This is a genomic window from Mesorhizobium sp. P2_A8 (assembly GCF_056404935.1).
In genome coordinates, this window is sequence record NZ_JBFUDB010000001.1 from 26,033 (window position 1) to 50,204 (window position 24,172).

A 24,172-nucleotide genomic window follows, 5' to 3' on the forward strand; every position below is an offset into this window, starting at 1 on the left:
CAGCCGCGCAGGCGGCCGGCAGGTCACATGACGACGACCGGGTTCTTCCTGGAGACGCGGCTGTAGAGGTCGATGATGTCCTGGTTGATCAGGCGCACGCAGCCCGACGACATAGCCTGGCCGATGCTCCACCATTCGGGCGAGCCGTGGATGCGATAGCCGGTGTCCTTGCCGTCCTGGTAGATGTAGAGCGCGCGGGCACCAAGCGGGTTGGTGAGGCCGCCAGGCTGGCCGGCCTGCCATTTCACGAGTTCCGGCTTGCGGGCGATCATCTCGGGCGGCGGCGTCCAGGTCGGCCATTCCCTGCCGTACTGGATGTTGGCGCGGCCGGACCAGCGGAAACCGTCCTTGCCGATGCCGACGCCGTAGCGGATGGCATCACCACCCGGCTGGACGAGATAGAGCATGCGCTCCTGCAGATGGACGACGATGGTGCCGGGCGCCTCGCCCGTCGTGTCGACGACGATCTGGCGGCGGAATTCCGGCTTGACCTTGAGATAGGGCACTTCCGGCACGTTGAAGCCGCCATCCGTCAGCGAGGCATACATAAGGTCCGGGCTGGTGATGTGCTTGTCGACGCTGATGCTCGGCCGGATCGGCCGCAGTGAACTGGTGACCGTGTCGTCGAGTTCCAGCGCCGGCAGGCCGCCGCCCGAGGTCGAACAACCGGCGGCGCTGAGCAGCGCCAGCGCCCCTGCCCCGGACAGGATGGCGCGGCGGGAAAGTTGATGATCGGTTTCGATTGCGTCGCCGTTTCGCGACGGCGTCAGACCTGGCGGCAACTCACGCATATACCCAACCCTACGCTGTCGGCGGGAAGCACGGTCCGGCCGGATAGAACCCATTTTCATCATTCATGGTTGATAAAGCGTGAAGGCCTTGTATTGCCTGCGTTGGCCCGTTGCTTTGCTGGCGTTCGACCTGCCGCCCGGCCGTCGACCAAAGGGCTGCTGCACAGAAAGACTTCCGTCAGGTCATATTCAAGGCGCCGGCGTTTCCTACCCCCTGTCAGGCAGCTGCCGAGGAGGATCCATGTGCAAGACCTTAGAAACCGACATCAAGCTTTTTTGCCGCAGCCATTGTCACAGCGGAAATCGTTCTCAGTGCCAATGTCGGCCTGGCCGATATCGTGGGCACGCCGAGCGGGGCGAACTGACACCGATCTGCCGTTGGCGAAATTAGGGAAATCGCCCCTTTACATTCTCCCGGCGCCAAGGATTTATCCTCTTCCTTACGCTCAAAGGAGACGAGCATGTCCTTCGAAAACTGGGCCGCCTTCGCTGCCGCATCGACGATCCTTCTCATCATTCCGGGTCCGACCATCCTTCTGGTCGTGTCCTACGCGCTGGGCCAGGGTTGGCGCACTGCTCTGCCGATGGCAGTCGGCGTGGCGCTGGGCGACTTCACCGCGATGACATTGTCGATGCTGGGCATCGGTGCGCTGCTGGCCGCTTCGGCGACCGTCTTCACCATCCTGAAGCTGATCGGCGCCGGCTATCTGATCTACCTCGGCGTGAAACTGTTTCGCGCAGGTGGGGCGCTGAAAGCCGAACCGCGCACCGACGCGGTGTCGTCGGCAAAGATGATGGCGCATGCCTGGCTGGTCACCGCGCTCAACCCGAAAAGCATCACCTTCTTCGTCGCCTTCCTGCCGCAGTTCCTCGATCGGCACGCCGATTTCTGGACGCAGATGCTGATCTTCGAGACGACCTTCCTGGCGCTCGCCTTCGCCAATGCCTTCGGCTATGCGCTGATCGCCGCGCGCGCCCGCAACGTCGTGCGCAATCCCAAGGCAATCCGCGTCTTCAACCGCACCGGTGGCACGCTGCTGGTCGGCGCCGGCATCGCCACGGTGGCGATGCGTTCGGGCAATTAGAAGCAATTCCAGGAAAAGTTGTCCGGAATTACTCTCTCTTTTTGACCAAGGTCCCGAACGACAGTTTCGGGGCCTTTGTCAGCATCACCATTTGACGCTGACGCCGAGATTGCCCTCGAGAATGCGGCGCTGGTCGCCACCGAAATTGGTGGTGTAGTCGCCGGTGGCGAAGATGCTGACCTTGTCCGTCACCTTGGCAACAAGGCCGCCGCCGACCTCGAACGAGGTCGATCTACCCTCGGTCGAGATGTCGGTGGTGTCGAAATTGACGTGGCTGGTGCCGCCGAAATCATGCCAGATATTGGCTTTGAGGTAAGGCTGCAGCGCCATGCCGTTGATAACAGTCTCGCCCTGCAGCCGCACGCCCAGCCGGCCGGCGACGCTGTCGTCGGGATCGAAGGAAACCGACGAGAAACGGTCCGTGGTGTCGTCGAGCGACAAATGCTGCCAGACCAGTTGCGCCTGCGGTTCAAGCGTCCAGCCTTGCGCCAGAGCAATGGGATAGCCGCCCTCCAGCGAAGCGGTGACACCGGTGCCGTCGACGTCGATGCCGACGTCGCGTGAAGAGGTTGCGTTGCCGCCGAAGAAGGTCGCCATGACGACGCCGTCCAAGTACCAGCCGCCCTGGCCAATACGGGTCCAGTAGCCGCCGACGCTGCTGCCGTCGAGATCGATGCTGCCGACGGACAGATTGTTCCATCCCAGCGCCTGGCCGCGCACGTCGCCCTTCATGCTGGCGTAGGCGACGAACAGGCCGGCACGATCGATCCCGCCTGACGCAGTCTCGCGGCCGAACAGGTCGAACCCGCCTTGGAAGCCGAACAGAGTGCCGTCGAAGGACGGCGACACCGTTCCCGACCATCCCATCTCAGTGTCCTGGCCGAAAATGCGGCCCCAGACCGGCGACAGTTCAGCGTTCGACAACAGGCTTTGCTCGCCGCGCCGTTCATGGAAGGTGCCGACCGTTGCCATCGCCAGATGCTCGGCCACCGGCGGCAGGGCCGAATAGACCGGCACCTCGATGCGATAGAGCGGTATCGCGGCTGCTTGCACGGCCGTCGCTCCGGGCGTCGGCGGCGCCGGCTGTACAGGTGCCGGGCCAAGAGGCGGCGTCGGCGCTGGAAGCGCAGGGGCTTGGGTTGGCACCACCGGTGGCGGCGGCGGTGGATCTGCCGGTGGCGCCGCTGGCGGCGGGGGCGGCGGCGCGGGTTCCGGATCGCTGGCCTGCACCGGCGGCGTCGGGTCGACCGGCGGGGTGTTGATGTCGCCCTCGGTCGGCGGCGGCGTCGGCGGCAGCGCGGACGGCGGAGGTGGCGGTGGCTCGACCGCAGGCGGTTCAGGTTCCGGCGGCGGCGTGCCAGGTTCCGGCGGCGGTGGCGGTTCGACCGCCGGCGGTGCCGGTGCCGGTGGGGTCGGCGTCGTCACTGTCGAGCGCAGATACCAGTTCTCTTCGCTGCCGGCGCTGACGCCGCCCTTGAACAGATAATATTCGAAGGCACCGGCCGCGACCTGCGTGTCGAGGGCGAAGGTGGTGGCGCCTGTCGTGGCGCCGTTGACCGCCTGGACGACCATGATGCCATCCTGCGTGGTCTCGGCGCCGCCGCCGCCGAGATTGATCACCGAGATGCCGGTCGAGCCGGACGCCGTCCCGCCTGACAGCACCAGCCTGTCCGATGCGGAGGAATCATCGCCAAGCTCGGTCTGGATGAACAGCAGGCCACCGATGCCGGTATAGTTGCCGGAAATCGTCAGACGGTCGGTCGCGCCGGAGCCGCCGTTGGTCAGGTCGATGCGCCCGGCATTGGTGACCTGCGCCAACTGGCCTGCCGTAAAGGCCTGGATCGAGGCGTTGAAGCCGCCGCCGCCAAACAGCGTGCTCGAGGCGTCGACGCTGAGTGCGCCGGTGCCGGTGCCACTGTCGCCAAGCACCAGATTGCCGTCCAGCGTCAGCTCGGTATCGTTGGTGGCGATGATGCTTTCCCAGTTCTGCAGCCGGCTGATGCCGTCGAGCTTGACGTTGTCGAGGGTCAGCGCGTCGGTGCCGAGGCCCCCGGTTATTGCATCCGTGGCGCCGAGATGGGCGTTGGTGAGGTTGCTGAGCCTGGCGGTGTCGTTGTCGCCGCCGAGATCGACGGCGCCGTAGATGATGCCGCCGCCGTTCCAGACGAAACTGTCGGCGCCAAAGCTCATCAGGATATCGCCGCCGACCGTGCCGCCGGTGACCATGACGCTGTCATTGCCGCCGCTGACGCTGATGTTGCCGCCGATGATACCGCCCGACAGGATGATCGTGTCCTGGTCGAAGCCGGTGACAAGGTTGCGGTCGATGGTTCCGCCCGACATGTTGAAATAGTTTTTGTCGAGTTTCATGTTGACGCGGCCGATGCGGCCGCCGGTCATGACAGCACGGTCGCCATCGTCGAAGAAATCGACGATGCGCCCACCCGTCATGGTGAAGGTGTCTAGGCCGTCGCCCTGGTTGAGCGAACCGACCTGGCCGCCACTCATATTGAAGTCGTCGATGCCGGCGCCCTGCTGGACGTTGCCGGCAACAGTGCCGGCGCCAATGGTGAAGAAATCCGTGCCGCCGCCCTGATCGACAGTGCCGGTGATGGTGCCGGACTGCATGTCGATGCGGTCCGTGCCGACGCCAAAGGTGACATTGCCGGATATCTGCCCTGTCCCGCCGGCGGGAAAATTCAGCGCGTTGTCGCCGCCATTGTCGGTGAGGCTGCCGCCTGAATCACCGCTGTCGCATGTGAAGGTGTCGTTTCCAGGAGACGGAACGAGCACGCATGCGGCGAAGGCCGCGGATTTGGGCAGCAACGCCAGCGCCGTAGTTGCAAGAACGCTAATAAACCATGGATGTATCTGGCGCGGCCTTCGCCGCAGATAAGCAATTGTTTCACACATGTCTTCCAAACGGCTGTTTGGAAGCTTCATTTCTAAGTGCCGCATCGCGTCCCCTCTCAGATCGCGACTTAAAGCCCCTCGCCCGCGCCGCAATGAAGCCACAATTCGTTCGATTTTACAAAGGCTGATCTGTACCTCATGGTTGATAAACTGCAAAACCCACTGGGGTAGATCAGCGCAATGCATGGTTGGCGTGCTGTGGCCCATGCTTTAGGATCGCGCTGGGCCTAAGGATCGAGGGCCCATCGCGGATTGACCAGAGGACATTGCATGGCAATCAGGGACGCATTCGGCCTGACACTGTCGGGCGCAACGGAGGCGGGGTTCACGCCCTACAGCCAGGCTATGCGAGAACTGCAGTGCTTCATCGGCGATCCCGTAGCCTCCGTCGACCGCGCTATCGCGGAAGATCCCGGCTTCGTCATGGCGCACGTCTTCAAGGGCTATCTCTTCGGCCTCGCCACCGAGCGAGAGGCGACGGCCGTAGCCAAGGCTTGCCATGAGGCGGCACTGCCGCTTGCCGCGACCACGCGCGAGCAGGCGCATGTCACAGCCCTTGGTCATCTCGCCAACGGGCGCTGGCATGATGCCGGCGGCATTCTCAGGGATATCGCCATTGACTTCCCGCTTGACGTGGTGGCGCTGCAGACTGGGCATCAGATCGACTTCTTCACAGGCAATGCCCGCATGCTGCGCGACCGTATCGCCGGCGCCCTGCCATCCTGGCAAAGCGGCATGCCGGGCTACCACGCCATCCTCGGCATGCAGGCCTTCGGGTTGGAGGAGATGGGTGACTATGCACGGGCCGAGAAGCTTGGCCGCGCCGCGGTCGATCTGGAGCCGCGCGACGGCTGGGCCCAGCATGCGGTGGCCCATGTCATGGAGATGCAAAGCCGGCAAAGCGACGGCATTGCCTGGATGCGCGCCAATCCCGAAGCATGGACGAAGGAGAGCTTCCTCAAGGTGCACAATTGGTGGCACCTGGCGCTGTTCCACTATGACCTCGGCGAGGCCGACGAGGTCATGTCACTCTATGACGGCCCGATCTATGGCGAGCGATCGGCACTGGCGCTCAACATGGTCGATGCCTCGGCGATCCTATGGCGGCTCTATCTCGGTGGCGTCGATGCCGGCGACCGCTGGGCAGAGCTTGCAGCCAACTGGGCCCCCAAGGCCGGCGCAGGCAATTATGCCTTCAACGATGCCCACGCGATGATGGCCTTTGTCGGCGCCGGGCTCGAAGCGCCTGCCCAAATCCTTCTAGAGGCACAGCGCGAGGCCATGCGCGGCAGCGACGACAACGCCGCTTTCACCCGGGATGTCGGGCATCCCCTGACACTCGCCATCAAGGCGTTCGGCGCCGGGAACTATGCCGAGACTGTTCGCCTGATCCGGCCGATCCGAGCGATCGCCCACCGTTTCGGCGGCAGCCATGCCCAGCGCGACGTCATCGACCTGACACTGATCGAAGCCGCCCTGCGGGCCGGTGACCGTGCGCTGGCCAGGGAGCTCACGGCAGAACGCTCGATGGCGCGCCCCGGCAGTCCGCTGTCAGTGCTGCTTTCGCGACGCACCGCTGATTTGTCAGAGAATTGACCCGAAGCGGATCTTGTCTTAAAAACTGGCCAAGCCAGATTTTTTCGAGATCCGAAAAAATTAATGGCATGGGAGGAAAACATGTATCTCGGCCTCGATCTGGGCACGTCGGGCGTCAAGGCGCTGCTGATCGATGCCGGCCAGACCGTCATCGGCTCCGGCCATGCATCGCTCGACGTATCGCGGCCGCATCCGGGCTGGTCGGAACAGGATCCGTCTCACTGGATACGTGCCTGCGAAGAAGCAATCGCGGAACTGAAGGCTTCCCATCCAGGGCAGCTTGCCGCGGTGAAGGGCATCGGCCTGTCGGGTCAGATGCATGGCGCGACCCTGCTCGATTCCACCGACAAGGTGCTGCGGCCCTGCATCCTGTGGAACGACACGCGCAGCCATGCCGAGGCGGCCGCACTTGACGCCGACCCACGCTTTCGCCGGCTGACCGGCAACATCGTGTTTCCCGGCTTCACCGCGCCGAAGCTTGCCTGGGTGAAGAACAACGAACCCGCTGTCTTCGCTAAAGTCGCAAAAGTGCTGCTGCCGAAGGATTTCCTGCGGCTCTGGCTTTCGGGCGAACATATTTCGGAAATGTCGGATTCGGCCGGCACCTCCTGGCTCGATGTCGGCAAGCGGCACTGGAGCGCTGACCTGCTCGCCGCGACATCGCTCGATGAAAAGCAGATGCCGTCGTTGGTCGAGGGCACGGAGAAGGCTGGCGCCTTGCGCGCCGAACTTGCCGCAAAATGGGGCATGCCGGCCGGCATCCCGATCGCTGGCGGCGCCGGCGACAATGCCGCGTCAGCCTGCGGCATGGGCACGGTGGGCGCGGGCCACGCCTTCGTCTCGCTCGGCACCTCGGGCGTGCTGTTTGCCGCCAATGCTTCCTACCTGCCCAACCCGGCAAGCGCTGTCCACACCTTCTGCCACGCGCTCCCGAACACCTGGCATCAGATGGGCGTCATCCTGTCGGCGACCGATTCGCTGAATTGGCTGGCGGAAATCACGGGCAAAGGCGCCGGTGAGTTGACCGCCGAACTCGGCGATACGCTGAAGGCCCCGAGCGGTGTGTCCTTCCTGCCTTATCTCTCGGGCGAGCGCACGCCTTACAATGATTCCGCCATTCGTGGCGCGTTCGCAGGCTTGGCACATGAATCGAGCCGCGCCGTGCTGACGCAGGCCGTGCTCGAAGGCGTCGCCTTTGCCTTCCGTGACAGCCTCGAAGCCTTGGCCACCGCCGGCACGACCTTGACGCGGGTGACGGCGATCGGCGGCGGTTCGCGCTCGCGCTACTGGCTGAAAGCGATCGCCACCGCGCTTGGCCTGCCCGTCGACATTCCCGCCGACGGCGATTTCGGCGCTGCCTTTGGCGCGGCGCGACTTGGGCTGATCGCGGCGACGGGTGCGGATCCGCTCAGCATCTGCACGGCACCAGCAACCGATGCGACGATCGAACCGGACGCAGCCCTGGGCGGCGCCTATACGGATGCCTATCAACGCTACCGGGCGCTGTATCCGGCCATCAAAGGGGCCACGGCGTGAGCGGTTTCCCACCCTCGTCGCGGCCCTTCAGGACGGCGTTATTGTGCCGGCACCTTGTCGAGAAAGCCGGTAACGCTCTTCAGGCGGCCGTTCTCGATGACGCCGATGTCGGTGCCTTCGATGATGGAGGGAGTGCCCTCCGGGCCGAGATTCCACGAGAAGCGGATCTTGTCGGCAAAACCGTCCGGCGTGCCCTTCAGCGAGAACCGGAAGCCGGCGAAACGCTGCTGCACGCCGTCAATCAGAGCCGCGACGCCTTCATGGCCGTCGCCCTGCATCAGCGGATCGCGATAGCTGACGTCCTCTGTGAAGGTCGCCTCGAGCAATTCGGCCCGGCGGTTCGCGTCGCTTTCGTTCCAGGCACTGATGTAGCTTTGGGCAATCGTGTTGAGGTCGGTCATGGTCTGTCTCCTTCATTTGACGGTTTTGACATGAGCCTTTTCGGCCAGCGGAAGAACGAAACCAATTACGCCTGAGGTAATCAGGACGAACTATTCGAAAGAGGACAACATCATGAGCAGCGGTTTTTTCGGCGACATCAAAGAGATCAAATACGAGGGGCCGGATTCGACCAATCCGCTGGCCTACCGGTTCTACGATCCCGATGAGGTGGTGGCTGGCAAGCGGCTGGAAGATCATCTGCGCTTTGCCGTCGCCTACTGGCATTCCTTCGCCTGGCCGGGTGGCGATCCTTTCGGCGGCCAGACCTTCGACCGGCCGTGGTTCCCCAAGGCGGGCGGCATCGACACGATGGAGCTGGCAAAGCTGAAGGCCGATGTCGCCTTCGAGATGTTCTCGCTGCTCGGCGCGCCCTATTTCTGCTTCCACGACGCCGACGTGCGGCCGGAGGGCAACGATTTTTCCGAAAGTGCAGCACGCCTCGACGAGATCGCAGACTATTTCGCCGCCAAGATGAAGCAGACCGGGGTCAAGCTGTTGTGGGGCACGGCCAACCTGTTCTCCAATCGCCGCTTCATGTCGGGGGCGGCCACCAATCCCGATCCGGATGTCTTTGCCTATGCGGCGGCGACGGTGAAAAGCTGCATCGACGTCACCAAGCGGCTGAAGGGCGAGAACTATGTGCTGTGGGGCGGGCGCGAGGGTTATGAGACGCTGCTCAACACCGACCTTGGGCGTGAACAGGAACAGGCAGGCCGGTTCCTCAGCCTCGTCGTCGACTACAAGCACAAGATAGGCTTCAAGGGCACCATCCTGATCGAGCCGAAGCCGCAGGAGCCGACAAAGCACCAGTACGACTACGATGTCGCCACCGTCTACGGCTTCCTCAAGCGCTTCGGACTGGAGAAGGAGGTCAAGCTCAACATCGAGCAGGGCCACGCCATCCTGGCCGGCCATTCCTTCGAGCACGAGCTGGCGCTGGCCAATGCGCTCGGCGTTTTCGGCTCGATCGACATGAACCGCAACGACTACCAGTCGGGCTGGGACACCGACCAGTTCCCCAACAACGTGCCGGAAATGGCGCTGGCTTATTATCAGGTTCTGCAGGCCGGGGGCTTCAAGACTGGCGGCACCAATTTCGACGCCAAGCTGCGCCGCCAGTCGCTCGATCCGCAGGATCTGCTGATCGGTCATATCGGCGGCATGGATTCCTGTGCGCGCGGGCTGAAGGCCGCGGCCCGCATGGTCGAGGACAAGGCGCTGTCGGCGCCACTGGCCGAACGCTATGCTGGCTGGAGCACGGCTGAGGGCAAGGCGATGCTTGCCGGCAAGCGCACGCTGGAAGAGATCGCCGAGCGCGTGGTCAAGAAGAAGATCGAGCCGCAGCCAAGGTCGGGCCGCCAGGAACTGCTGGAAAACATCGTCAACCGGTACGTGTGAAACCCGATCTCTGGACCGACATCCACCATCTCTGGCTGAAAGCCGCGGCAAGAGCCTCCTGCTAGTCAGCCACTTCGCGCAGGCCGCCAAGATCGCACGTCCTTTGTCGGCCTGGGCGACTTCAAGGTGCCGCGCCGCCGAAAAGGCCACGCGGCGGCTGGCAGGAGACGGAAAGTGGCAGAGGATCGAAACATCGTGCGTCGGGCGCAGGCAAGCGATATCCCGGCGTTGAAGCGGGTGCTGTAAGAAACGTTCGAAGGCACATGGCTGCCGCACATCACTGACGAATCGGCGCAGCGCTACGTCGAATCGGATACTGGCGGTCGCTATGTCGACCAGAGCTGGCCGGAATTTGCCGTTGCCGAGATCGACGGCGACGTCGCCGGGCTGATCCATTGGCGCGCAGACTTCATCGAAGCCCTACACGTGATAGCGTGGCGCCAGGGTCAAGGCGTCGGCCGCAAGCTGCTTTCCGATGCCGAACAGGCCATCGGTGCCGCCGGATTTGGGCAGGCGCGTCTGGAAACCGACACGTTCAACCTGCGCAGCCAGACGCTCTACAAAGCTGTCGGCTATGTCGAGAAGGTTCGCTACCCCGATGACGAATGGGACAGCGGTTTCACCACCGTGCTGTTCGAGAAGCGGCTGTAGAAGCTGCGAGCTGGCCTGGCCAGACGCAGGAACGGCTTTGCGCAAGGCCGGCTCCGACGACACGGTTTTGCCCTTTGCCGCCCCTCAATAACCTCGCTCTTGCCTTCAAACAGCCGTCACGTATCTCGTATAAGACTGGCTCGTGGCGGAGAGGAAGAAGGAGGCGAACCGATATGCAAAACGAACGTGAAATCGACGCCCTGCTCTCACCTGGCGAGGCCGGATCGATCATCGACCGGCTGATGGCAATGCCGCATCCGAAAGACGGCACGCAGCGCACAAACGAATGGGATCGCGCGGTTGCAGCGCGACTTGAAACGGTGCTGGCCAAGAGCATGCGCTCGCGCATTGTCCACGAAAACCGCGATGTCGCTTGAAGGTCCCTGTGGTTTGACGAACGAAGCCTGTTTCGTCATCCTTCACCGATGGTACGCGCGGTGCTTCTGGACCTTTTGGGTGTCGTCTACAATGGCGACACCCCGATAGCGGGCGCTGTCTCGGCAATCGATCGCCTGCGCAATGCGGGCTTGCCGCTCCGCTTTGTCAGCAACACTACTCGCTCACCACACAAGGCAATCATCGCGCAACTTACGGCCCTCGGCGTCGAGGTTGGAGAAGCGGAATTACTGACGCCGGCGCGTGCCGCCGTCGAATGGCTGCGCAGGCACGGCCTCACACCGCATCTGCTCGTCCATCCCAACCTAGAGCCTGAGTTTTCCGGACTCGACGGCGCAAATGGTCGGGCCGTCATCGTCGGAGATGCAGGCGAAGCCTTCGATCACGCCAGGCTCAACCGGGCGTTCCGCGAACTGGTGGCCGGCGCCGATTTTGTGGCGCTCGCAACCAATCGCACCTTCAAGGATGCAGACGGTCTGCTCAGCCTCGACACGGGCGCGTTCGTTGCCGCCCTCGAATTCGCCAGTGGCCGAAGCCCTGTCGTGCTCGGCAAGCCGTCGCCGGACTTCTTTCTTTCGGCGCTTGCCAATATGAACTGCTCGGCCGCCGATGCGGTCATGGTCGGCGACGATGCCGAGAGCGATGTCGCCGGCGCGCTGCGCGCCGGGCTTGGTGCGGCGCTCCTTGTGCGGACAGGCAAGTATCGCCCAAACGACGAAACACGTTTCAATCCGGCGCCCACGGCTGTTGTAGATGACCTCGCCGCCGCGACCGACTGGATACTCACCAACCGCGCCGTACTCTGACTGGCGCCTCGCCAAAAGCTCTCGAAAACGCTCTGGAAAACGCCGCGGCGGACGAAAATCCGGTCCGCCCTGCAATATCGGCCATCGCCACCCGCGTATCGACCACCAGCCGGCGGGCAGCGCCGAGGCGCAGCCTGAGATAGTAGGCACCCGGCGTCTCGCCGATCGACTTGCGGAAAATGCTCTCCAGCGTTCGCGCCGTCACGCCGGCGCGTTTTGCCACCGCTTCTATGGTCAGCGGCTGGTCGACGTGCGATTCCATCAATCGGATGGCTTGAGCCAGCCGCGGATCGTAGCCGTCGAGCCGGCCGAGCGAGACCAGCGGCTGCGCGTCGGTGGCGGCACGAGCCTGGTCGTAGATGAAGACGCTGGCAACATCGAGCGCGACCGCCATGCCAAGGCGGGTGCGAATGAGATGCAGCATCAGATCGAAGGTCGGCGAGGCACCGCCCGAAGTGAAGACCGGCCCGTCGATGACATAGCGGTCCGGACGGACGTCGACGCCGGGGAAGGCCGACGAAAAATCCTCCATGTCTTCCCAATGGGTGGTGGCGCTGCGCCCTTCCAGCAGGCCGGCCCGCGCAACCAGCCAGGTGCCGGCCTCGACGCCGCCGCAAGCGCGCGCCGTCCGTGCCGCCCGGCGCAAGCCTGAAAGCAGCGCCGATGTCGCGTAGTTCTGGGTGCCGAAGCCGGCGACGACGATAAGAACGTCGGTTGGCTCAGCCGCGTCGAAGCGGCCACTGACCGCCACCGGCAGGCCGCAGGTGGTGACTGGAGCCTCGCCGGTCACCGAGACCAGCCTGAAATCGAACAGGGTCTCGCCGGAGATGCGGTTGGCGGCGCGCAGGGGATCAACGGCCGACGCCACACACATGATGGACGATCCGGAAAACACCAGCAGCGTCACCTTGAGCGGCGAGCGCTCGGCGCGAAAGATCGATGGTTTTTCGCTTTTGATCATATGCCCTTCGTAAAACGCAAAACAGTTTCCGACAAGTCAGGCATTGTTGGGGCAGCTCTTGTGCATGTCGTTGTCCCCAAACCGGTTCCCACTTTTGGGCGACATGCGTGGCAATCTTGATTGGGAGGATTTCGATGCCGCTTGCGATGAACCGTGAGGTTTTCATTACCTGTGCCGTGACTGGGTCCGGCGGTTCGCAGGATCGCAGCCCGCATGTGCCGCGCTCGCCCAAGCAGATCGCCGATTCGGCGATCGACGCGGCCAAGGCGGGTGCCGCGATCGTCCACTGCCATGTCCGTGACCCCGAAACCGGCAAGCCCAGGCGCGACGTACATCTCTACCGCGAAGTGACCGAGCGCATCCGCGCGGCAGACGTCGACGTCATCCTGAACCTGACCGCCGGCATGGGCGGCGACATGGTGTTCGGCTCGCCGGAATCGCCGTTGCCGCTGAATGAAAAAGGCACCGACATGGGCGGCGCCACCAACCGCATGGAACATGTGCGCCAGTGCCTGCCGGAAATCTGCACGCTCGACTGCGGCACCATGAATTTCGCCGAGGCCGACTATGTCATGACCAACACGCCGGGCATGCTGCGCGCCATGGGCGGCATGATGACGGCGCTCGGCGTCAAGCCGGAGATCGAGGCCTTCGACACCGGCCATTTGTGGTTCGCCAAGCAGCTGGTCGAGGAAAAGGTACTCAACCCGGATGCCCTGGTGCAGCTCTGCATGGGCGTGCCGTGGGGCGCGCCTGATGACCTCAACACCTTCATGGCCATGGTCAACAATGTGCCATCGACCTGGAACTGGTCGGCCTTCGCTATCGGCCGCAACCAGATGGCCTATGCCGCCGCCGCAGTACTGGCCGGCGGCAATGTCCGTGTCGGGCTGGAAGACAATCTGTGGCTCGACAAAGGCGTGCTAGCGACAAATGCGCAATTGGTCGAGCGTGCCGCCAGCATCGTCACCAATCTGGGCGCCAGGATCCTTGGACCCGAGGAAGTGCGCAAGAAGCTGAACCTGACCAAGCGGGCGCCCATCGCTGCTTAGACCGAAGTGCTGGGAGGTCGGCATGGCAACAGTAAAATTCACCGCGATGAAGGATGGCGACCGGGACGACTACGAGTTCCTGACCGCGCATGAAATCGACTACGCGGCCCGAACCGGCGAGCGGCTGCTCGCCGCGCTGGTCCAGCTCGATGAGGGGCTGTCCGGCTACAAGATCACCCGGCTCGGCCATTCGCTGCAGGCGGCGACGCGCGCCTGGCGCGATGGCGCGGACACCGACTGGATCGCCTGCGCGCTTTTGCACGACATCGGCGACATCTACGCACCCTACAATCACGATGAGTACGCCGCTTCAATCCTGAAGCCCTTCGTGCGCGAGCAATGCACCTGGGTGGTGGAGAAGCACGGCGACTTCCAGCGGCTCTATTATGCCCATCATCTCGGCGGCAACCGCCACGCCCGCGATCGCTTCGCCGGCCATGCCTATTTCGGCGACTGCGACCAGTTCTGCGAACGCTGGGACCAGTCGAGCTTCGACCCCGACTATGACACGCTGCCGATCGAATTCTTTCGGCCCTTCGTGCTCGAAGTCTTTGCCCGCAAGGCCTACGACCCTGCTGTGATTCGCGCCGGCGAGCGCGTGCCCCTCATCGATCCCACAACCGCCACGACAAGAACCGGAGCTTCCGCATGAGCATTATCAACAAGGCAGCCGCCATCGGTGGCGGTGTCATCGGCGCCGGCTGGGTGGCGCGGCTGCTGCTCAACGGCATTGACGTGTCGATCTTCGATCCCGATCCCGAGGCGTCGCGCAAGGTCAGCGAAGTGATGAAGGGCGCGCGCCGCGCCTACAAGCAGATGGTGCCCGGCGGTCTGCCGAAAGAGGGCAGGCTGACCTTTGCCAAGACCATCGCCGAGGCGGTGGCCGATGCCGATTTCATCCAGGAAAGCGTGCCGGAACGGCTCGACCTCAAGCACCGCGTGCTGGCCGAGATCGACGCCCATGCGCCGGCCAACGCCATTGTCGGCTCGTCGACCTCCGGCATCAAGCCGACCGACATGCAGGTGGCGATGAAGAAGCATCCGGAGCGGCTGGTCGTCGGCCATCCGTTCAACCCGGTCTATCTCTTGCCGCTGGTCGAGATCGTCGGCGGCGAGCAGACCTTTCCCGAGGCAATCGAAGTCGCCAAGGAGATCTATGCCTCGATCGGCATGAAGCCTGTCGTCATCCGCAAGGAGATCGAGGCTTTCGTCGGCGACCGCCTCCTCGAAGCCGCATGGCGCGAGGCGCTGTGGCTGATCAAGGACGGTATCTGCACGGTCGAGGAACTCGACGACATCATGCGCTACGGCTTCGGCCTGCGCTGGGCGCAGATGGGCATGTTCCAGGTCTATCGCGTCGCCGGCGGCGAGGCGGGCATGCGCCACTTCATGGCGCAGTTCGGCCCGTGCCTTAAGTGGCCATGGACCAAGCTGATGGATGTGCCGGAGTTCAACGACGAGCTGGTCGACCTGATCGCCGCGCAGTCCGACGACCAGGCGCATGGCCTGTCGATCCGCGAACTGGAAAAGATCCGCGACGACAATCTGGTCGCGATCATGGACGCGCTGTCGAAACAGAACAAAGGCAAGGGCTGGGGCGCCGGCGCCTTGCACAAGGACTATACCAAGCAGCTGGCCAAGCTGGCGGCGAAGAAGCCGACCGCCTCCAAGGCGGCCGAGAAGGCCAAGGCGGGCAAGCCGGTGAAGAAAGCCGAAAAGCCGAAGAAGAAACCCGGCAAGAAGAAAGGCTGACTCCATGGACTTCGGGCTGTCGGAGGAACAGAAGCTCATCGTCGAGACGACGCGTGCCTTCGTCGAGAACGAGCTTTACCCGCATGAACGCGAGGTGGAACGCACCGGCGTGCTGCGCCGCGAGCTGATCGAGGAGATCAAGGCCAAGGCGATCGAAGCCGGCCTATACGCCGCCAATATGCCGGCAGACGTCGGCGGCGCGGGCTTGGATACGGTGACCTGGCTGCTCTACGAAAAGGAACTCGGCCGCGCCAACTATGCGCTGCACTGGACCTGCGTAGCGCGGCCCTCCAACATCCTTTTGGCCGGAACGCCCGAGCAGCGCGAAAAGTATCTGTTCCCCTGCATCCGTGGCGAGAAATGGGACTGCCTGGCGATGACCGAGCCGGGCGCCGGGTCGGACCTGCGCGGCATGAAGGCCACCGCCGTGCAGGACGGCGGCGACTGGGTCCTGAACGGCACCAAGCATTTCATCAGCCATGCCGATCTCGCCGACTTCGCCATCGTCTTCATGGCCTCGGGCGAGGAGGATTCGCCGCGTGGCAAGCGCAAGAAGATCACCGCCTTCTTCGTCGACAAGGGGACCAAGGGCTTTGCCGTGCGCGACGGCTATCGCAACGTCTCGCATCGCGGCTACACCAACGCCATCCTCGAATTCGACGATTGCCGGCTTCCTGCAAGCCAGGTCCTTGGCGAGGTTCACAAGGGATTTGACGTCGCCAATTCCTGGCTCGGTGCAACGCGCCTGCAGGTCGGTGCCACCTGTCTCGGCCGCGCCGAGCGGGCGCTGGGCCATGCCGTCGAATATGCCGCGCAGCGCCAGCAGTTCGGCCAGCAGATCGGCAAGTTCCAGGGCGTGTCGTTCAAGCTCGCCGACATGGCGACCGAACTGAAGGCCGCAGATCTGATGGTGTTCGAGGCCGGCTGGAAGTACGATCAGGGCACCGTCACCGATCAGGACATGGCCATGGCCAAGCTGAAGGCCACCGAAATGCTTGCCTTCGTCGCCGATGAAGCGATCCAGGTCCATGGCGGCATGGGGCTGATGGACGACCTGCCGCTGGAGCGCATCTGGCGCGACGCGCGCGTCGAACGCATCTGGGAAGGCACGTCCGAGATCCAGCGCCATATCATTTCGCGGGCGCTGCTGCGCCCGTTTGGAGCCTGAGCATGATCCCGAAAGATGGTATCCGGTTTTCTCGGACAAACGATCTCGTTTGTCCTGAGATCATGCTCCAACGAGAAAGTGAACATGCATAAACTCGAACGTCTCCTGCGGCCGAAGTCGATCGCCGTCTTCGGTGGCGCGCAGGCTGCGGCCGTCGTCGCTCAGTCGATCAAGATGGGCTTTGCCGGCGAAATCTGGCCGGTGCACCCGACCAAGGACGAGGTCGCCGGCCGCAAGGCCTATCGTTCGGTGGCCGATCTGCCCGGCGCCCCGGACGCTACCTTTGTCGGGGTCAATCGGCACCTGACCATCGAGGTGATCAAGGCGCTGGCCGAGCGTGGCGCCGGCGGTGCCGTCTGCTTTGCCGCCGGGTTTCTCGAGACCGAGGCCTATGACGATGATGGCGAGCGGCTGCAGGGCGAACTGGTCGCTGCTGCCGGCTCGATGCCGATCATCGGGCCGAATTGCTATGGCCTGATCAACTATGCCGACGGCGCGCTCCTGTGGCCGGACCAGCATGGCGGCATCAGGCTGGCCGAGGGCGGCAAAGGCGTCGCCATCATCACACAGTCGTCCAACATCGCCATCAACATGACGATGCAGAAGCGCGGCCTGCCGATCGCCTTTCTGATGACCGCCGGCAACCAGGCGCAGACCGGCCTGTCCGAAATGGCGCTCGGCCTGATCGAGGACGAGCGGGTCACGTCGCTCGGCCTGCATATCGAGGCTTTTGACTCGGTAGCCGGCTTCGAGCGATTGGCGGCGCGAGCCCGCGAGCTGAAGAAGCCGATCATCGCCATGAAGGTCGGCCGCTCGGAACAGGCCCGACAGGCGACTGTCTCGCACACCGCCTCGCTGGCCGGCTCGGACGCGGCGTCAGGCGCCTTCCTGAGGCGGCTGGGCATCGCCCGCGTCGATTCGATCCCCGCTTTCATCGAGGCGCTGAAGCTGCTGCACGTCACCGGACCCCTGCCCGGCTATCGTCTGTCGTCGATGAGCTGCTCGGGCGGCGAGGCATCTGTCATGGCCGACAGTGCCGAAGGCCGCTGGGTCAATTTCCCTGAACTGACCGGCACGCACCGCGCCCATGTCAAATCGACGCTCGGACCGCTGGTCGCGGTGGCCAATCCGCTCGACTACCACACCTTCATCTGGAACAACGAGCCGGCGATGACCGCCACTTTCACCGCCATGGTGTCGGGCAGCTTCGACCTCAACATGCTGGTGCTCGACTTCCCGCGCCCCGACCGCTGCTCGGACACAGACTGGTGGGCGACGCTGCGCGCCTTCGAATCGGCGCTGAAGACCAACAAGGCGCAGGGCGCGATCGTGTCCTCGCTGCCGGAAAACCTGCCGGAGGAATACACTGCCGGGCTGATGGCGCGTGGCATGGTGCCGTTGTTCGGCATTTCCGAAGCGATGGACGCCGCCCAGGCGGCTGCCTTCATCGGCTGGGCGTGGCGCGAGCCGCAGGCGCAGCCGATCGACACGTCCGCCTCCGGCGCGCCCGGCGGTGACCACATAACGCCTGACGAGGCCGAGGCGAAATCGCGGCTGATCAAGGCCGGCCTGCCGGTGCCCAAGGGCGAACGCGCCGCCAACGCGGTCGAGGCGGTGATCTCGTCGATGGCGCTCGGCTTTCCGGTGGCGCTGAAGGCGTTGGGCGTCACCCATAAATCCGAGGTTGGTGCTGTCCGGCTCAACCTCAAGGATGCCGAATCCGTCAGCACGGCGGCGCATGACCTGCTGCCGCTCGGCACCGGCCTCTATGTCGAGCGCATGGTGCGCGATGGTGTCGCCGAACTGATCGTCGGCTTCACCCGCGATCCGATGTTCGGCGCGGTGATGACGCTGGGCACCGGCGGCGTGCTGGTCGAGCTGCTGCGCGACAGCGTCACGCTGATGCTGCCGGCAACCCGCGACGACATCGAGGCCGCGTTGCGCGGCCTCAAACTGTTCCCGCTGCTCGAAGGCTATCGTGGCCGGCCGAAAGCCGACGTCGCCGCGGCCATCGACGCAATCTCGGGCATTGCCGCCTTCGTGCAGACGAATGCCGGCGAGATCGAGGAACTCGACATCAACCCGCTGATCGTCTGCACCGAAGGCAAGGGCGCCTGGATCGCCGACGCGCTGCTGGTGCTGGGAGACAAGAAGAATGTCTGACGTCATCTCGACCCGCCGCGAGGGCACCATCCTCGAGGTCACGCTCGACCGGCCCAAGGCCAACGCCATCGACCTGAAGACCTCGCGGCTGATGGGCGAAACCTTCAAGGCGTTCCGCGACGATCCGGAGTTGCGCGTCGCCATCGTCAAGACCGCCGGCGACAAGTTCTTCTGCGCCGGCTGGGATCTCAAGGCCGCGGCCGGCGGCGATGCGGTCGACGGCGACTATGGTGTAGGCGGCTTCGCCGGCCTGCAGGAACTGCGCGACCTCAACAAGCCGGTCATTGCCTGCGTCAACGGCATGGCGGTCGGCGGCGGCTTCGAATTGGCGCTGTCCTGCGACCTTATCTACGCCTCCGATCATTCTTCCTTCGCGCTGCCTGAAATCCGCGCCGGCACCCTGGCCGATGCGGCGACGATCAAGCTGCCGAAGCGCATCCCCTACCATGTCGCCATGGACCTTTTGCTCACCGGCCGCTGGATGGATGTCGCCGAGGCGCATCGGTGGGGCCTGGTCAACGAAGTGCTGCCCAAGGAGCAGCTCGAGGACCGCGTCTGGGAGGTCGCCCGGCTGCTCGCCGGCGGCCCGCCGCTGGTGTTTGCCGCCATCAAGGAGACGGCGCGCGTAGCCGAAGCGCTCACCTTCCAGGACGCGATGAACAAGGTCACGCGCCGCCAGCTGCCGACCGTCGATGCCCTCTATGGCTCCGAGGACAATATGGAGGGTTTTCGTGCTTTCGCCGAAAAGCGCGAGCCTATGTGGAAGGGGAAGTAGCGGCAGGCCGGCTCCCATGACCGACTACAGAACCCTCATCGACGCCGAGACCTGGGCGTTCATCGAGCGGACCAATTCCTATTATCCGCCCGATACGATCGACTACACGATCGCACAGCAGCGCGAAATCTATGACCGCATGTGCCGCGAGTTCTTCGCCGGCTATCCCGACGGCGTTGCGGTCGAGACCTCCGCCATTGCAACGCCCACGCACGCCATCCCGATCCGCGTCTACCGAACCGCGCCGCAGGCAGAGACGACGGTGCTCTATTTCCATGGTGGCGGCTTTATCCTCGGCGGTCTGGACAGCCATGACGATGTCTGTGCCGAGCTCTGCGCCCGCACCGGCTTTGAGGTGATCTCGGTCGACTACCGGCTGGCGCCGGAACACCTGCATCCGGCGGCTTTCGACGACGTGATGAGCGCCTTCGAATGGGCCACTACCACCCGCTCCCACCCTATCGTGCTCTGCGGTGACAGCGCCGGCGGCAATCTGGCCGCTGCCGTCAGCCATGCGACGCGCCATCGCGCGAAAAGGCCGATCGGCCAAATGCTGATCTATCCCGGTCTCGGCGGCGACCGCTCAAAGGGATCCTATGTTAGGCATGCCGAGGCGCCGATGCTGACCGTGCGCGATCTCGAATTCTACAAGTACATCCGCACCGGCGGTCAGGATCGCAGTGGCGATGTGACGCTGGCCCCGCTTGCCGACAGCGACTTTTCCAACCTGCCGCCGACGGTGCTGATCACTGCCGAGTGCGACCCGCTGTCGTCCGACGGCGAAGCCTATCGCGACAGCGTCATCGCCGCGGGCGGACGGGCATATTGGTTCGAGGAAGCTGGGCTGGTGCACGGCTATCTGAGAGCACGGCACACGGTCGGCCGCGCCCGCGCCAGCTTTACGCGGATCGTCGAGGCGGTATCTGCCCTTGGGCAGGGTATCTGGCTCTGACATAGCCTGACGGTTCGAGCTTATTGCACCGAGGCAGCCGCCGCCCGGCCGGCGCTGCGGCCGGAAAAGATGCAGCCGCCGAGGAACGTGCCTTCGAGTGCGGCATAGCCATGTACGCCGCCGCCGCCGAATCCGGCGGCTTCGCCGACGGCAAAGAGCCCCGCGACCGGCTGGCCGTCGGCGCCCAGCACGCGGCTGTCGAGATCGGTCTGCAGGCCGCCCAGCGTCTTGCGGGTCAGGATGTTGAGGCGCACCGCAATCAGCGGGCCGTTTGCCGGGTCGAGCATCTTGTGCGGTTTTGCCGTGCGGATCAGCCGGTCGCCGAGATAGGCGCGGGCGCCGCGCAGAGCGGTGATCTGCATGTCCTTGGAGAACGGATTGTCGAGCTGCCGGTCGCGGGCACGGATCTCGCGCTCGACCGTTGCGAGTTCGAGCAGCGACTCGCCGCCGGCCAGCGCGTTCATGCGGGCGACCAGCGTTGGCAGGTCCGCCTCAACGACAAAATCCTCACCCTTCTCCATGAACGCCTTCACCGGAGCCGGAATGCCCGATGTGGCGCGGCCGAGCACCTGGCGCCAGCTCTTGCCGGTCAGGTCGGGGTTCTGCTCGGAACCCGACAGGGCGAACTCCTTCTGGATGATCTTTTTGGTCAGGATGAACCAGGAATAGTCGAAGCCGGTACTCATGATGTGGCTGAGCGTGCCCAGCGTGTCGAAGCCCGGATAGAGCGGCACCGGCAGGCGCTTGCCCCTGGCATCGAGCCACAGCGATGACGGGCCAGGCAGGATGCGGATTGCATGGTCGGTCCAGATCGGCGCCCAGTTCTTGATGCCCTCGACATAGTGCCACATGCGATCGCGGTTGATGATCGAGCCACCAGCCGCTTCGGTGATCGCCAGCATGCGGCCGTCGACATGGTCAGGCACGCCGGTGATCATGCGCTTCGGTGCCGCGCCCAGCCGCTGCGGCCAGTTTTGCCGGACAAGCTGATGGTTGGCGCCGATGCCGCCGGAGGCGACGATCACCGCCTGCGCCTTGAGCTCGAAATCGCCTGATATGTCGCGCGAGCTCTTTTGGCCGCGCTCAACGGGGCTCGGCTGCAAGATGTCGCCGCGCACGCCGTCGACGGTGGCACCCGTGCGGGTCAATTCGTTAACGCGGTATCGGAATTTGAAGCGGATCAGCCCGCTTTTCTCGGCTTCGCGGACGCGCTGGACGAAGGGTTCAAGCACGCCGGGCCCGGTGCCCCAGGTAATGTGGAAGCGCGGCACCGAATTGCCGTGGCCGACGGCATTGCCGCCGCCGCGCTCGGCCCAGCCGACGACGGGAAAGAACTTTATGCCACGCTGCATGAGCCAGGAGCGTTTCTCGCCGGCGGCAAAGCCGACATAGGCCTCGGCCCATCGACGCGGCCACAGATCCTCAGGGCGATCGAAAGCGGCTGTGCCCAGCCAGTCCTCGAGCGCCAGATCATGCGAATCGCGGATGCGCATGCGCCGCTGCTCGGGCGAATCGACGAGGAAGAGGCCACCGAACGACCAGAACGCCTGGCCGCCGAGCGACTGTTCCGGCTCCTGGTCGACGATGATGATTTTGTTGCCGGCCTCGGCTAGCTCGGCGGCGGCAACCAGCCCGGCAATGCCGGCGCCGACAATGATCACATCCGCATCGTCAGCCATCTTTTCTCCCCCATTAGCCGGCTGAATCAATTCCAGAAAACGTGTGAAATGGCTTTCCGTCCGGAATTGCGTCAAACAAAGGGCTAGACGGCCTCCCAACCGTCCTTGCCGCCGGCGCGGAAGATGGCGTCGATGACCTTCTGGTTGAGCACGGACTCCTCCAGCGTGAAGACGCGTTCCTTGCCGCCCTGCGCTGCCCGCGCAAAGGTCTCGACCTCCAGGCGGTATTGCTGCGTGCCGGGGAAGCGGAACACTTGCGCTTCGGTGTGGTTCTGGTTGTGCAATTCGACGCGGTGATGGTCGTAGAGGCCGGCGTTGAAGGGCGAGAACACTTCGATGAATCCCTTCTCGCCATGGAACACCATCACCTGGCGCGCCGCCATCTGCGTCGACAGGTAGAACGACAGCTCGAAGTCGCCGAAATCGGCACGGATCGAGGAGTAGATGTCGGTGCCGAATTTCTTGTCGCGCTCGATCGTCGCCTGCACGCGCAGCGGCTCCTTGCCCGTGGAAAAGCGCGTCGAGACTGTCGGATAGACGCCGATGTCGGGCAGCGCGCCGCCGCCGAGATCGAGCTGGTTGCGCATGTTGTTGGGGTCGACGTTGTAATAGGAGAACGCGCCCTGCACATGCCGCAGCCGACCGATGGCGCCACTGGCGATGAGGTCGCGCACCTTGATCCATTGCGGGTGGTAGATGACCATGAAGGCCTCGCAGACCAGCACTTTCTTGGCATCGCGCAGTTTGATCAAGGGGAGAATGTCCTTGGCGTCGAGCGCCAGCGGCTTTTCGACCAGCACATGCTTGCCGGCCTCGATGGCCTTGGCCGTCCATTCTACGTGCTGGGAAGTCGGCAGCGGGATGTAGACGCCGTCGACCTCGCTGGAGGCGAGCAGGTCCTCATAGGAGCCGAAGGCGTGGCGCGCGCCGAAGCGTTCGGCCAGTGCCTTGGCCTTCGATAGGTCGCGGCTGGCGATCGCCGACAGAACGCCATTCTCCGCCTCGACCATTGCCGGCAACAAATGCTCGCGGCCGATCTTGGCCGTCGACAACACACCCCATCGGAACATCAGGCTTCTCCATAGCGATTACAGGCGACGAGGTTTGCCCGAAATCGGCCGAAAAGCCAATGCGGGTGCCAGGTTTCCTCGCCCCACGAAGTGTGGAGCGGCGCAGTGGGTGTTGCACAGCCGCCTGCTTTGACGTATAGGACCGCCGTTCAAGAAAACCGCCCGGCAGGGCATGCCGTGGCGGTTTCATTTGCTTTTCGGGCTTTGGTCGGCCCGAAGCGAACAAGAAGCGCGATAGTGCGCCAACAATACGGAGTAGCAAAATGCCCAAGATGAAGACCAAATCCGCCGCCAAAAAGCGGTTCAAGATCACAGGTACGGGTAAAGTCCTGTCGGCTGCGGCCGGCAAGCGTCACGGCATGATCAAGCGTTCCAACAAGTTCATTCGAAATGCCCGCGGCACGATGGTTCTGGCTGAACCGGATGGCAAGAAGGTCATCAAGAATTTTCTGCCGAACGGCCTCTAAGGCATTCGGTCCGGACACGTTTTAAGGAGATCATGACATGGCACGCGTAAAGAGAGGCGTCACCTCGCACGCCAAGCACAAGAAGGTCCTGAAAGCCGCGAAAGGCTTCTACGGCCGCCGCAAGAATACCATCCGCATCGCCAAGCAGGCGGTGGAAAAGTCGATGCAGTACGCGTACCGCGACCGCAAGAACCGCAAGCGCTCGTTCCGTGCGCTGTGGATCCAGCGCATCAACGCCGCGACGCACGAGCACGGCCTGACCTATGGCCGCTTCATCGACGGCCTCAACAAGTCGGGCATCGAGATCGACCGCAAGATCCTGTCGGACATGGCCATCCATGAGCCGCAGGCTTTCGCCGCACTGGTGGCCAAGGCCAAGGTCGCGCTCGAATATCTGAAGAACACCACGCCGAATGCTTTTGAAAGCGCTGTCGCCTAAGACCAGCGCTTCCCAAGCATTCGAAATTCTGATTTGGGGAACCCGCGCTGGCACGGCTGGCGCGGGTTTTCTTATGCCTGA

At 63.9% G+C, this 24,172-nt stretch carries 22 protein-coding genes; 16 read left to right on the top strand and 6 right to left on the bottom strand.

Annotation, left to right across the window (positions count from 1 at the left end; all coding sequences use genetic code 11):
• Positions 1-23: 23 nt before the first annotated feature.
• Positions 24-791 (bottom strand): L,D-transpeptidase, encoded by a 768-nt coding sequence (locus AC1D10_RS00130; protein WP_477268009.1) that lies wholly within the window; start codon positions 789-791, stop codon positions 24-26.
• A 461-nt stretch (positions 792-1,252) separates the two neighbouring features.
• On the opposite strand from AC1D10_RS00130, the gene AC1D10_RS00135 reads away from it, so the two are divergent.
• On the top strand, positions 1,253-1,876 hold the full coding sequence (locus AC1D10_RS00135; RefSeq protein WP_477268011.1) for a LysE family translocator: 624 nt from the start codon (positions 1,253-1,255) through the stop codon (positions 1,874-1,876).
• An 84-nt stretch (positions 1,877-1,960) separates the two neighbouring features.
• Here the strand turns inward: AC1D10_RS00135 and AC1D10_RS00140 are convergent, their stop codons facing one another.
• The gene (locus AC1D10_RS00140; RefSeq protein WP_477268013.1) at positions 1,961-4,834 is read right to left on the bottom strand and encodes an autotransporter family protein; all 2,874 of its coding nucleotides are present in this window, start codon (positions 4,832-4,834) and stop codon (positions 1,961-1,963) included.
• A 225-nt stretch (positions 4,835-5,059) separates the two neighbouring features.
• Between AC1D10_RS00140 and AC1D10_RS00145 the strand changes: the two genes are divergently transcribed.
• Both AC1D10_RS00145 and xylB read left to right on the top strand, forming a co-directional pair.
• A complete protein-coding gene (locus AC1D10_RS00145; protein WP_477268015.1) occupies positions 5,060-6,385 on the top strand; it encodes a tetratricopeptide repeat protein in 1,326 nt (441 codons plus the stop codon).
• A gap of 81 nt (positions 6,386-6,466) precedes the next feature.
• The gene (gene xylB, locus AC1D10_RS00150) at positions 6,467-7,921 is read left to right on the top strand and encodes a xylulokinase (RefSeq protein ID WP_477269776.1); all 1,455 of its coding nucleotides are present in this window, start codon (positions 6,467-6,469) and stop codon (positions 7,919-7,921) included.
• Positions 7,922-7,959: 38 nt separating this feature from the next.
• On the opposite strand, the gene AC1D10_RS00155 is transcribed toward xylB, so the two are convergent.
• Positions 7,960-8,322, bottom strand: a complete 363-nt coding sequence (locus tag AC1D10_RS00155) for a nuclear transport factor 2 family protein (RefSeq protein ID WP_477268017.1) — start codon at positions 8,320-8,322, stop codon at positions 7,960-7,962.
• Between the two features lie 112 nt (positions 8,323-8,434).
• Here AC1D10_RS00155 and xylA point away from each other — a divergent pair, with 112 nt between their 5' ends.
• The 4 genes from xylA (at position 8,435) to AC1D10_RS00175 (ending at position 11,613) form a co-directional block, all read left to right on the top strand.
• Positions 8,435-9,760 (top strand): xylose isomerase, encoded by a 1,326-nt coding sequence (gene xylA, locus AC1D10_RS00160; RefSeq protein ID WP_477268020.1) that lies wholly within the window; start codon positions 8,435-8,437, stop codon positions 9,758-9,760.
• 276 nt (positions 9,761-10,036) lie between these two features.
• A complete protein-coding gene (locus AC1D10_RS00165) occupies positions 10,037-10,411 on the top strand; it encodes a GNAT family N-acetyltransferase (RefSeq protein ID WP_477269778.1) in 375 nt (124 codons plus the stop codon).
• A 173-nt stretch (positions 10,412-10,584) separates the two neighbouring features.
• Entirely contained in the window at positions 10,585-10,788 is a 204-nt protein-coding gene (locus AC1D10_RS00170; RefSeq protein WP_457151085.1) for a hypothetical protein, read from the top strand.
• Between the two features lie 60 nt (positions 10,789-10,848).
• Positions 10,849-11,613 carry a TIGR01458 family HAD-type hydrolase gene (locus tag AC1D10_RS00175; protein ID WP_477268022.1) on the top strand — a complete coding sequence of 255 codons (765 nt, stop codon included), beginning with the start codon at positions 10,849-10,851 and terminating at the stop codon, positions 11,611-11,613.
• Here the strand turns inward: AC1D10_RS00175 and AC1D10_RS00180 are convergent.
• Positions 11,591-12,574, bottom strand: a complete 984-nt coding sequence (locus tag AC1D10_RS00180; RefSeq protein ID WP_477268024.1) for a GlxA family transcriptional regulator — start codon at positions 12,572-12,574, stop codon at positions 11,591-11,593. The two genes, AC1D10_RS00175 and AC1D10_RS00180, sit on opposite strands and share 23 nt — an antisense overlap.
• Positions 12,575-12,708: 134 nt before the next feature.
• Here AC1D10_RS00180 and bcoG point away from each other — a divergent pair, with 134 nt between their 5' ends.
• The 7 genes from bcoG (at position 12,709) to AC1D10_RS00215 (ending at position 20,436) form a co-directional block, all read left to right on the top strand.
• On the top strand, positions 12,709-13,626 hold the full coding sequence (gene bcoG, locus AC1D10_RS00185) for a 3-dehydrocarnitine:acetyl-CoA trimethylamine transferase BcoG (RefSeq protein WP_477268026.1): 918 nt from the start codon (positions 12,709-12,711) through the stop codon (positions 13,624-13,626).
• A gap of 22 nt (positions 13,627-13,648) precedes the next feature.
• Entirely contained in the window at positions 13,649-14,278 is a 630-nt protein-coding gene (locus AC1D10_RS00190) for an HD domain-containing protein (protein ID WP_477268029.1), read from the top strand.
• A complete protein-coding gene (locus AC1D10_RS00195) occupies positions 14,275-15,378 on the top strand; it encodes a carnitine 3-dehydrogenase (RefSeq protein WP_477268031.1) in 1,104 nt (367 codons plus the stop codon). Before AC1D10_RS00190 ends, AC1D10_RS00195 begins: the two co-directional genes overlap by 4 nt.
• A gap of 4 nt (positions 15,379-15,382) precedes the next feature.
• Positions 15,383-16,546, top strand: a complete 1,164-nt coding sequence (locus AC1D10_RS00200; protein ID WP_477268033.1) for an acyl-CoA dehydrogenase family protein — start codon at positions 15,383-15,385, stop codon at positions 16,544-16,546.
• Positions 16,547-16,630: 84 nt separating this feature from the next.
• Entirely contained in the window at positions 16,631-18,709 is a 2,079-nt protein-coding gene (locus tag AC1D10_RS00205; RefSeq protein WP_477268035.1) for an acetate--CoA ligase family protein, read from the top strand.
• Complete coding sequence (locus AC1D10_RS00210) at positions 18,702-19,484, top strand: carnitinyl-CoA dehydratase (RefSeq protein ID WP_477268037.1); 783 nt, start codon at positions 18,702-18,704, stop codon at positions 19,482-19,484. Before AC1D10_RS00205 ends, AC1D10_RS00210 begins: the two co-directional genes overlap by 8 nt.
• A gap of 16 nt (positions 19,485-19,500) precedes the next feature.
• Positions 19,501-20,436: an alpha/beta hydrolase gene (locus AC1D10_RS00215; protein WP_477268039.1), complete on the top strand. Its 936-nt coding sequence runs from the start codon at positions 19,501-19,503 to the stop codon at positions 20,434-20,436.
• Positions 20,437-20,456: 20 nt separating this feature from the next.
• Here AC1D10_RS00215 and AC1D10_RS00220 read toward each other — a convergent pair whose 3' ends face one another.
• Positions 20,457-22,115 (bottom strand): FAD-binding dehydrogenase, encoded by a 1,659-nt coding sequence (locus AC1D10_RS00220; protein WP_477268041.1) that lies wholly within the window; start codon positions 22,113-22,115, stop codon positions 20,457-20,459.
• An 83-nt stretch (positions 22,116-22,198) separates the two neighbouring features.
• A complete protein-coding gene (locus AC1D10_RS00225; protein WP_477268043.1) occupies positions 22,199-23,185 on the bottom strand; it encodes a Gfo/Idh/MocA family protein in 987 nt (328 codons plus the stop codon).
• 263 nt (positions 23,186-23,448) lie between these two features.
• On the opposite strand from AC1D10_RS00225, the gene rpmI reads away from it, so the two are divergent.
• Entirely contained in the window at positions 23,449-23,652 is a 204-nt protein-coding gene (gene rpmI, locus AC1D10_RS00230; protein ID WP_006201248.1) for a 50S ribosomal protein L35, read from the top strand.
• A 37-nt stretch (positions 23,653-23,689) separates the two neighbouring features.
• Positions 23,690-24,091 carry a 50S ribosomal protein L20 gene (gene rplT, locus AC1D10_RS00235; RefSeq protein WP_023672281.1) on the top strand — a complete coding sequence of 134 codons (402 nt, stop codon included), beginning with the start codon at positions 23,690-23,692 and terminating at the stop codon, positions 24,089-24,091.
• The last annotated feature ends 81 nt before the right edge of the window (positions 24,092-24,172 follow it).

Bases quoted from the DNA above. Each gene is read 5' to 3' on its own strand.
- AC1D10_RS00130 (WP_477268009.1), bottom strand. From the start codon at position 791: ATGCGTGAGTTGCCGCCAGGTCTGACGCCGTCGCGAAACGGCGACGCA.
- AC1D10_RS00135 (WP_477268011.1), top strand. From the start codon at position 1,253: ATGTCCTTCGAAAACTGGGCCGCCTTCGCTGCCGCATCGACGATCCTT.
- AC1D10_RS00140 (WP_477268013.1), bottom strand. From the start codon at position 4,834: ATGCGGCACTTAGAAATGAAGCTTCCAAACAGCCGTTTGGAAGACATG.
- AC1D10_RS00145 (WP_477268015.1), top strand. From the start codon at position 5,060: ATGGCAATCAGGGACGCATTCGGCCTGACACTGTCGGGCGCAACGGAG.
- xylB (WP_477269776.1), top strand. From the start codon at position 6,467: ATGTATCTCGGCCTCGATCTGGGCACGTCGGGCGTCAAGGCGCTGCTG.
- AC1D10_RS00155 (WP_477268017.1), bottom strand. From the start codon at position 8,322: ATGACCGACCTCAACACGATTGCCCAAAGCTACATCAGTGCCTGGAAC.
- xylA (WP_477268020.1), top strand. From the start codon at position 8,435: ATGAGCAGCGGTTTTTTCGGCGACATCAAAGAGATCAAATACGAGGGG.
- AC1D10_RS00170 (WP_457151085.1), top strand. From the start codon at position 10,585: ATGCAAAACGAACGTGAAATCGACGCCCTGCTCTCACCTGGCGAGGCC.
- AC1D10_RS00180 (WP_477268024.1), bottom strand. From the start codon at position 12,574: ATGATCAAAAGCGAAAAACCATCGATCTTTCGCGCCGAGCGCTCGCCG.
- bcoG (WP_477268026.1), top strand. From the start codon at position 12,709: ATGCCGCTTGCGATGAACCGTGAGGTTTTCATTACCTGTGCCGTGACT.
- AC1D10_RS00190 (WP_477268029.1), top strand. From the start codon at position 13,649: ATGGCAACAGTAAAATTCACCGCGATGAAGGATGGCGACCGGGACGAC.
- AC1D10_RS00195 (WP_477268031.1), top strand. From the start codon at position 14,275: ATGAGCATTATCAACAAGGCAGCCGCCATCGGTGGCGGTGTCATCGGC.
- AC1D10_RS00200 (WP_477268033.1), top strand. From the start codon at position 15,383: ATGGACTTCGGGCTGTCGGAGGAACAGAAGCTCATCGTCGAGACGACG.
- AC1D10_RS00205 (WP_477268035.1), top strand. From the start codon at position 16,631: ATGCATAAACTCGAACGTCTCCTGCGGCCGAAGTCGATCGCCGTCTTC.
- AC1D10_RS00210 (WP_477268037.1), top strand. From the start codon at position 18,702: ATGTCTGACGTCATCTCGACCCGCCGCGAGGGCACCATCCTCGAGGTC.
- AC1D10_RS00215 (WP_477268039.1), top strand. From the start codon at position 19,501: ATGACCGACTACAGAACCCTCATCGACGCCGAGACCTGGGCGTTCATC.
- AC1D10_RS00220 (WP_477268041.1), bottom strand. From the start codon at position 22,115: ATGGCTGACGATGCGGATGTGATCATTGTCGGCGCCGGCATTGCCGGG.
- AC1D10_RS00225 (WP_477268043.1), bottom strand. From the start codon at position 23,185: ATGTTCCGATGGGGTGTGTTGTCGACGGCCAAGATCGGCCGCGAGCAT.
- rpmI (WP_006201248.1), top strand. From the start codon at position 23,449: ATGCCCAAGATGAAGACCAAATCCGCCGCCAAAAAGCGGTTCAAGATC.
- rplT (WP_023672281.1), top strand. From the start codon at position 23,690: ATGGCACGCGTAAAGAGAGGCGTCACCTCGCACGCCAAGCACAAGAAG.